Below are 7,756 nucleotides of genomic sequence, written 5' to 3' on the forward strand. Positions count from 1 at the left end.
ACGCTCGGAGGTCAAAAGCCGATCTGTTGCGCCGGAGCGCCACAGCTAACGCTAGCTTTCAAGAAATTGGCCACCGTCACTCTTTGGCGAGGCAGTGCGTTCAATCCATTCTACGAGCGCTTGCGTTGGGCGCGAACTTGACCGTTTGGAATCTATTGATCCGGCAGGGTCAGTGAAAACCTGCGAAACATATGCGAGACGCTTATCCGCATCGGGCCGAGCTTGCCCTTGCTGTTGGTGTCATGACAGCTGAAGCAGTTGGGAGAACTCGTCTGAGTAAACGATTCCATCGACACGCTGGACAGCCGATTTTCGCCCCGCAGTTGGAAATAGTCGAGCGCTTGGCCCTCCTCAAAAGCCAGTCCCTCGTTCGGATTGCGCGGTTCGTCCATCCAAACCGTGCCGACCATGCTATAGCTGCTGAGCCATGGCTTTTTGTTCTTTGACCTCACACTCTTGTTCAGGTCGAAAACATCCTCATCCAGTCCGGTCACAGCAATATTCGGGTTGAACCCTGGCGCGCAACTGGAGAACGGAAACGCGCGGGCGATCGATGTCTTCGGCGTCACCGCAAACACCTGCATCGCGTCGTCGGTCACGGTGATGGATTGCGGCTTCTGGTTTACGTCGGACCCTTGAGCCCCTGTCTGGTAAAGCATGTAGGGCTGATCGTCGGCCACGATTGTGTCGTCCTTCGGCTCCTCGGAGTTCTGGCAATAGGATGCGTCGACGGCGGTCGGGTTTCCCGCGCTCGATGGAGCGTTGCGATCATACTCGAAAGTCGCCCAGATCATTTCCGGGTGCTCGTCGGTGACGAAGACGACGTGCAAGCCGATCAAAGCGACGGAGACCTGTCGCAGCTTGCGCGTATCGTCGACAATCAGCTTGCCGGGTTTCTTCGGATCGGCAATCAACCATGGCACGTTGGCCACTACGACGATACGATCCGTTGGTGGGCTTTTTTCATCTACGATCTGCCAGGCCGCCTTGAACTCAACTACACCAGCAGGCAGTTCCTCCTTTGGGTCAGCCTTCTGCAGCTCTGCGGTGTTGTACTTCTTGGTCTCGATCAGGTTGGCAAAAGCCTTGTTCATAAAGATGTTGTAGAAGATTGGATGGCCGTTTTGGTCGATCAGCAGCTGGTTCGACCCAGCCTGCAAGATGTCTTCGGCGTTGTTGGCTTGTTTAGATTTCATCAGCCGCGGCGCCAACGACATGATGTGCGGCCCGGCATGCGCCTTAATGTCAACAGATGCGAACAGCCCAGCTCTACGGTCCTCCCCGAACACATCGGTATAGGATGGGTAGGAGATGAAGGCGGGGTTGTCCAAGTCGCCCTGTGTTGCATAAAGGAAGTGCTGCCAGGCACGTTGGTAGAATTCGCACTCTTCACCACGTCGCGGCTCGGTGTTGAGCGGCTCTGGCACCGTGGCGCCGGCGAACCACTCATCCGGCGCCATGCATTCTGCCTGAGCCAGGCCGGGTGCGGCCGCGAATAGGGCACATGCCAGGAAGCTCCATAATTTCCGGTTCACGACGTCCCTTTCCCAACACTGGCGAATTCCGGTGCCCCTGCCTTCAGCCAGTCCTCGATGTCGGAAAGAACTTGCGCGCCGGTCACGACCGTTCCGTTGTCGAGCTTGATCGAATAGCCCGTATCGGTCACGTAGGGCCCCTTGCGCGGCATCTGCGGCATCGCCGGCATCGTGCACCAGCCTGCTTTCAGGATCTGGTAGAAGGCAGAATTGACTAGATCGGTCTGGTTCAGGATTGGCACCGGCACTCCCGAGCACTTCTTGCCAGGCACGACTCCAGTGCTAAAAGAGGCGTAGTCGCCGTCCCAAAACACCCCATGTCCGCTGCCTTCGGGATCCAGGTTTCCCTTCGCCGCAATCTTGTTAAGGTAGTCTTGAATCACAAGATAAGTGATGGCCATAGCTATCCCTGCTCGATGTACACTGGCGAAGAATTATAAGCTATCTGGGTAGTTGAAGTTGAGCACTTTTTATATGTATTGACAAGAAGATATTCGGCCTCGGTTCGCGATGGGCTCCAGCCTGTTTCGAACCCGTTTCACAGCCAAAAGAAACGTTGTCCTTTCCACATGAAAGCTTCAACGCTCCGTGACCGCGTGGCAATCATGCTTGATCGTTGGCGCGGCCCGTCAAGCTATTCTCTGGCCCTGTCTTGACGAGCCTCAAACAATAATATTCCCTTCTATAACAAGGATGCGGGAAAACCGACCTCGTTCGGCGGGAATACTGCATAATTGTCATAAGATTGGTGCACAGACGATACGGCGACGAAGTACTCTGTCCATGCTACATGCTGCCCATGCTCGATGCACGCATTGAGCTCCTGCGGTCGCGAGCCTAGAAATATACGAATGTCTAGTAACTTTCGATAGCCTCAGCGTGACGGTTGATCTATGTTTTTTGAGGAGCGTTTGTGAAGTCCACTTCAAAAGGAGGACAGCATGCCCGTACAATTTTCGACCATACATTTTGTTAACAGGTCTCCAGACCTGACACTAACAATCGAAGCGCCGATTGGGTCCTTTCTTCTTACCGAACCTATTGCAAGAGACGCAGCACGCGATTTTACTGTCAACCTCGCCGATTGTCCGTCGACGCGCCTTCACGTCACCTCAACTAGTCACCCGGACTTTGATCAGACGTTTGCCATTGCGCCGCCGGATTCCGGGCGGCCCAGCTATCTCAAGACTTTGCGCGTCCTGTACCATGTGGGGGATTTTGAAGGGGTTTTTGAAGGCTCCACAGAAATTCTCGGCTAGGATGGCTCGCAGACGAAACTTCGCCTCGTACCGGAAGCGTTCCTGGGCCGACTATTTTCAATAGTCTCCTCCAATTCGGCCGAGCCGCCTCACATCGGTCAACCCGCCTGCGAGCGTCAGCATTGGTCAGGTCGCGACGGTGCGCGCGCCTACCCGGCCGGGTCGTCCAGGCCCTGATGACCATTGACGGTGATGGCGCGGTTCTGGGGCAGTGGGAATTTGACGTCGGGGGCGACACTGCGCTTTGAAGGCAGAGTGTCGTTTACAGTCGAGCGTCGCATTTCATTGTGGGGTTCATGTCAGACAAATTGATCACATCCAACTGCCAATGGCTCACCGACTCATGAAGATGGGTGCTGAGCAATTGCATAGATCGACAACAGGCTTTTTCTGACGCGCATGGGGAATGGGGGCGGCCAATGCTCAACTTGACTGGGGACGCTGCGGGCATCCCAAGTCGACGGGTGCTGCTGCAGTGGCTGGGTGGTACAGCAAGCACCGCGATCCTGCCCGCCTGCGCATCGTGGCCGCTGCCCCCAGGACGCTGCGTTGCAGACGGGCGCGGCAACATCATCGATGTCCACTGCCACCTCTTCAATGCTTCGGACGTGTCGGTTGAAGGATTTGTCAGATATGTCGTGCTCGGTGAGCACCGGGAAGAGGTCTTCCCGGGACTAAAAGTTGCCGAGGCCGGCGGTATTGTCGATGCGCTGGTTGTGCTGCTGGTTCTGATCCTCAGTGCTGGTACGATTACTGCGAAGCAGGAAGCCGCCAATCTGCGCCGCGGTCAGCCGATGGAGAAGCCAGAGGACATGGAAAATCGCCAGACCGAGGCGGTTGCCGATGCTCTGCTTGCACTTGATCAAAGTCAGCGAACCGCAAACAAGGTCGTTCAATCGATCGCCGGCGACCAGGCCGTCCCCGACTATCCTGCGCTGCTCGACCAGATCTACGCCGAAGCCGGCATTGTGACGGCCAAGGCACGTGGAGGGCCACTCGACAAAGCCAAAGCGGTCAAGGTGGCCCGAGCGCTAAAGGGCAAGGGTTCGAAAATCGCACGTTACATAGACTTCGCCCGCCTTCTGCTTGGCAGCCGCGAGGCTATTGCGCGGGAATATATCCGGGTCTTCGCAGACAAGCGCTGCGTGCAGATGATCACGCCGAGCTTTCTCGATATGCATCGTTGGTTAGGCAGGGCGCCAATTTCGTCCATCACCGAACAAGTGGACGTCATGGATGCGCTGCAGGTTACCATAGCGCAATCCACCACCGGTATGCACATGCACAGCATGGTGGGCTTCGACCCGCGCCGCTCGGCAGAAGACCACAACGTGTTGAAGCTGGTTAAGCATGCCATCAGCGATTGCGGCTTCGTCGGCGTCAAACTCTATCCGCCGATGGGATTTCAGCCCCTTGAGAACGGCAATCTCAAGGTTCCGAAAGAGCCAAAGGGCGCAAGCGGTGAGCGAATTGAACGCGCGCTGATGGAGCTATACGATTGGTGCGCGGCCGAGGACGTGCCGATCATGGCGCATGCGGAAAATAGCCTTGGTTCAGTCTGCGGCTATGGGCAGCGTGCAAGCCCCAAGTGGTGGCGGAAACAGCTGGCTATCCCGAAATATTCTCGCCTTCGAATCAATCTAGCCCATTTCGGCGGCTTCGACGAAGCACTCGACATTGGGGACAATGCGCCCCAAGGACTAAGATGCGAGGCAGATAAGTACTCGGGGCCCGTTTGGGAGGACATCATCGGCGAGACTATCAAGGACGATGGCCGTGACTTCCTGTTCGCCGATTTGAGCTATCTCAGCGAACTGACTATCCCGGATAGCCAAGAAGAAGAGCGGCCTGAGATTCGCCGCCGTTTGGAAGCGTTCCGCAGTGCCTACGATCCAGACGTGCGTCACCTGATGTACGGCACCGACTGGACCATGATCGCCAAGGAACTCGACAACAACAACTATCTCTCAAATCTCGACGCCCAACTTCGCTTCGCCGGCTTCACGGCGAGCCAGTTGCAGAACATCTACTGGCGCAACGCCGTTCGGTATCTGGGCTTGGGTCACGGGGAAAAGACTCGCGGCCGCTTGCAGCGCTACTGCACCAAGAGGCAACTCCCTGACGCGTGGCTGATGGCCTTCGATGCAGCTTGAGTGGGGAAGTATTGGTGAACTGCGTTGACAATTTAATATTGGCCCTCGATGGTTTTGTCGCCTGGGACTGGACGGCAAGACCCCCAGCCGTGATATGGGCGAGGAAAATATTTCGGCGAATATTCTTTCCTTTCGATGATAGTTGACTCGTTGCATACTTGAGCTCATCCTCCACATGACCTTGGGCATCATTCGGTGGATTTGCTTGGTCTTGCCCAGAACATGGAGGGTTTGATGCCGGGAGTAGTGCGCCCGCTTTGTGCGGATTTCAGCTTCATGGCGGACAACGCGCCATTCCCCCCGGATTTTGACCTGGGCGGTTTTCACTTCCACTCCAACTCCACAAGCCAGTGGTTTGCGAATGCGACAGCTGCTGAGATCGGATTGCAGTTCTTTGACCAAGGAGCGGAAATCGATCTCCCTACTAGCGTGTCCGAGGTGAAGATGCGGATCGGCACCTTTGCGGGCAGAGTCGATATCCAGGCGCTGAACTCGGCCGGGGCGACAGTCGCAAACGTAGTTGTGCCGGGGACCAATAGCTATCAGGACATCGCTGTGCGAGGCATCGACATGGTCAAATTGTCTCTAAACGGCGGGGGCAATGAAGGCATTCTTGTCCGGGCCTGCGTCGACGTCACAATCTGCTCGCCCGAATCGAAGACGTAAGCCTACTTTGTTCAGTGCGGATACGGCCATCGGACCGTCGTGTCGCCCGATCTCCGCCCGGTCGATTGGTGACGAGCCCGGTCCTAAACCCGCGTATGTGGCAGAGAGTTGCATGCCGGGAATGGTTTGCCCAAGGCGTGTGCGCAAGCCCTTCAAGACCGGGGGCGGCGATTTTTCGACTTAGGCACCCCAATTTTGCTCGCGGCGAGTAATGCTAAAGCGTGATCCTGGCCAGCGTTGGACAATGGTCGGAGATGGCGAGCAGTGGATCTGGATGCGCTGTACTGGCCGGCTTGGTCCCACCAAACACGCCGACTGCAATATGCTCGGCCGCATGAGCGGAGCTGATCCCTCGGCTAATCAGGATATGATCGAGACCCAAGGGATTGCGGCAGCCAAGATTCTCAGAGTGACCGAGTTGCTTTCTCTCGGCTGCGTTCAGAATCTGGGTCTCACCCTTCAGACAAAGCGCCATTGCAGCAGCGTTTACCGGGCATTCTTCGGGGAGCAGGGTCACCGTTGTGGTGGCCGGGTCATCATCGAACACTTCGCCGAACAGGTCCCTTGCCAATACTCCGGCAGGCAGCGGAGTGTGCGGTGAGCTGCCATCCGTGCGGACTGGACCTGTTTCATGCACCTCGTGCCAGAAATTCCGATTGAAGTCTCCGAGCAGAATTACTTTATCTGCCCCGCCGAAGCGGTCCTCGACCCAATTTTCAAATGGCACGATCTGTTGCTGCAAAATCCTGCAGTCGCGGTCCTGATCGTCGGTAAGGTCTCCGCTGGCCTCCAGCGGCGAAACGCAGGATGATTTCAAGTGTACGACCAAGACACGAACCAACTCTCCATCGATCGTCAGGTCAACCGACAGGCCTGGACGTGGCTGGTCCTCTTCCGGATTGTCAGGGAGCCTTAGCGCGGGCTCGACGGTGCATGCGACTGAATCACCTAGCTCTGCCCTCCATGCGACGGCAAGACGTTGAACCTTGAAATCCACGAAGGTGCAAACTTGGTATCCCGCTCCTCCATCCGGCAGCGCGTCTCGAACAGCCTGCTCACCACTCACCTCCTCAAATGCATAGATGTCTGCAGGGATGGTGTTTTGGAGAAAATCGTTCAGCTGCTGTAATCGTTTGTCATATGCGCGAACAGTCACAGGCACCGTATTGAAGGTGCGATCCTTGTAGACGTCGCAGACCGGAAATCTTGTCCAGTCCCATTCGACCTTTTCGCGAAAATTGACCTGCCAACCCGGAATTCCAGCCCCGCTCGTCGAGGGCGTCCAAACACCCGTAGTCGCGTTCTTTTCGAACAGACCATCGCATTTCGAGATCCAAGTCGCTGCAGTGGCTCGATCGACATGCCAACCCAAATTCCACGTGACGACGGTAATGTCGCGTGCGAGCGCACACGCCGGCATAAGAGACGCGAGAATCGCAGCTATCGCAAAAACACGCACGTCGCACCTCCGACCAAGTATCCGCAATATCTACTGGGCGTCATCTCTGGTCATCATAATTCTCCTGAATATTGTCGTTGTCCAGCGCCAGTTGTAGCTGCCCTCGTCGATCAAATCGATAGGGCGACCTTACCCGCACCGGGCGTTGTCGCTACGGATTATCTGTTGTCTCCTCTGGACATCCGTTTCGGCGCCACCGCCTTTCCCCACCCAAGATAATATGAGGTGGGTGAAAAGTGGACGCCTGTTGCATCCGAGCTGAAATCAGTACCAAGATATTTTTTCGACTAGATGAATGAATTTTTGGTGTATCAAGGATTACATTCACATTAAAAGCAAAATTCGTCGGATTTGTAAATTAATTTAGAAAAACACCAGCCGAATAAACTTCAGATGGGGATGGATTTATTGCGTCAGCATTGCTTTTGTGAAAGCAGTGTCTTGCGAAATTATCGGTTATCCTCGAAGGCGAGGGATGTCGATCTAAATCGACTATATCCTCGCCGATCTGGCGATCTTCCTGCCGACGAATCAATACCGGTGCAAACAGAGCTGCGTCTTTCCCCAACGTCAATTTGTCTTGCGCAACGTTGATGACTCGTGTTCTTATAAACATTAGGGGGGTCTGACATACCGCATGTCCCTATTGAGCAGGCGATGTCATCAGCACAGCGCCGCCAGTAT

The 7,756-nt window shown here is 55.6% G+C and carries 6 protein-coding genes; 3 read left to right on the top strand and 3 right to left on the bottom strand.

The window, feature by feature from the left end:
* Positions 1–152: 152 nt before the first annotated feature.
* Together NKH95_RS01675 and NKH95_RS01680 are read right to left on the bottom strand one after the other, a co-directional pair.
* On the bottom strand, positions 153–1,535 hold the full coding sequence (locus NKH95_RS01675) for a hypothetical protein (protein WP_352890760.1): 1,383 nt from the start codon (positions 1,533–1,535) through the stop codon (positions 153–155).
* Complete coding sequence (locus NKH95_RS01680; RefSeq protein WP_352890762.1) at positions 1,532–1,936, bottom strand: hypothetical protein; 405 nt, start codon at positions 1,934–1,936, stop codon at positions 1,532–1,534. The genes NKH95_RS01675 and NKH95_RS01680 overlap by 4 nt, the downstream gene beginning before the upstream one ends.
* A gap of 540 nt (positions 1,937–2,476) precedes the next feature.
* Here NKH95_RS01680 and NKH95_RS01685 point away from each other — a divergent pair.
* From NKH95_RS01685 to NKH95_RS01695, 3 genes are all read left to right on the top strand, one after another.
* A complete protein-coding gene (locus NKH95_RS01685) occupies positions 2,477–2,794 on the top strand; it encodes a hypothetical protein (protein ID WP_352890764.1) in 318 nt (105 codons plus the stop codon).
* Between the two features lie 419 nt (positions 2,795–3,213).
* Positions 3,214–4,947 (top strand): amidohydrolase family protein, encoded by a 1,734-nt coding sequence (locus NKH95_RS01690; protein ID WP_352890766.1) that lies wholly within the window; start codon positions 3,214–3,216, stop codon positions 4,945–4,947.
* A 195-nt stretch (positions 4,948–5,142) separates the two neighbouring features.
* Positions 5,143–5,613: a hypothetical protein gene (locus tag NKH95_RS01695; protein ID WP_352890768.1), complete on the top strand. Its 471-nt coding sequence runs from the start codon at positions 5,143–5,145 to the stop codon at positions 5,611–5,613.
* Between the two features lie 214 nt (positions 5,614–5,827).
* Here NKH95_RS01695 and NKH95_RS01700 read toward each other — a convergent pair whose 3' ends face one another.
* Positions 5,828–7,072: an endonuclease/exonuclease/phosphatase family protein gene (locus NKH95_RS01700; protein WP_352890771.1), complete on the bottom strand. Its 1,245-nt coding sequence runs from the start codon at positions 7,070–7,072 to the stop codon at positions 5,828–5,830.
* Positions 7,073–7,756 lie beyond the last annotated feature (684 nt).

This window comes from Mesorhizobium sp. M0848 (genome assembly GCF_040319805.1).
GTDB lineage: Bacteria > Pseudomonadota > Alphaproteobacteria > Rhizobiales > Rhizobiaceae > Mesorhizobium.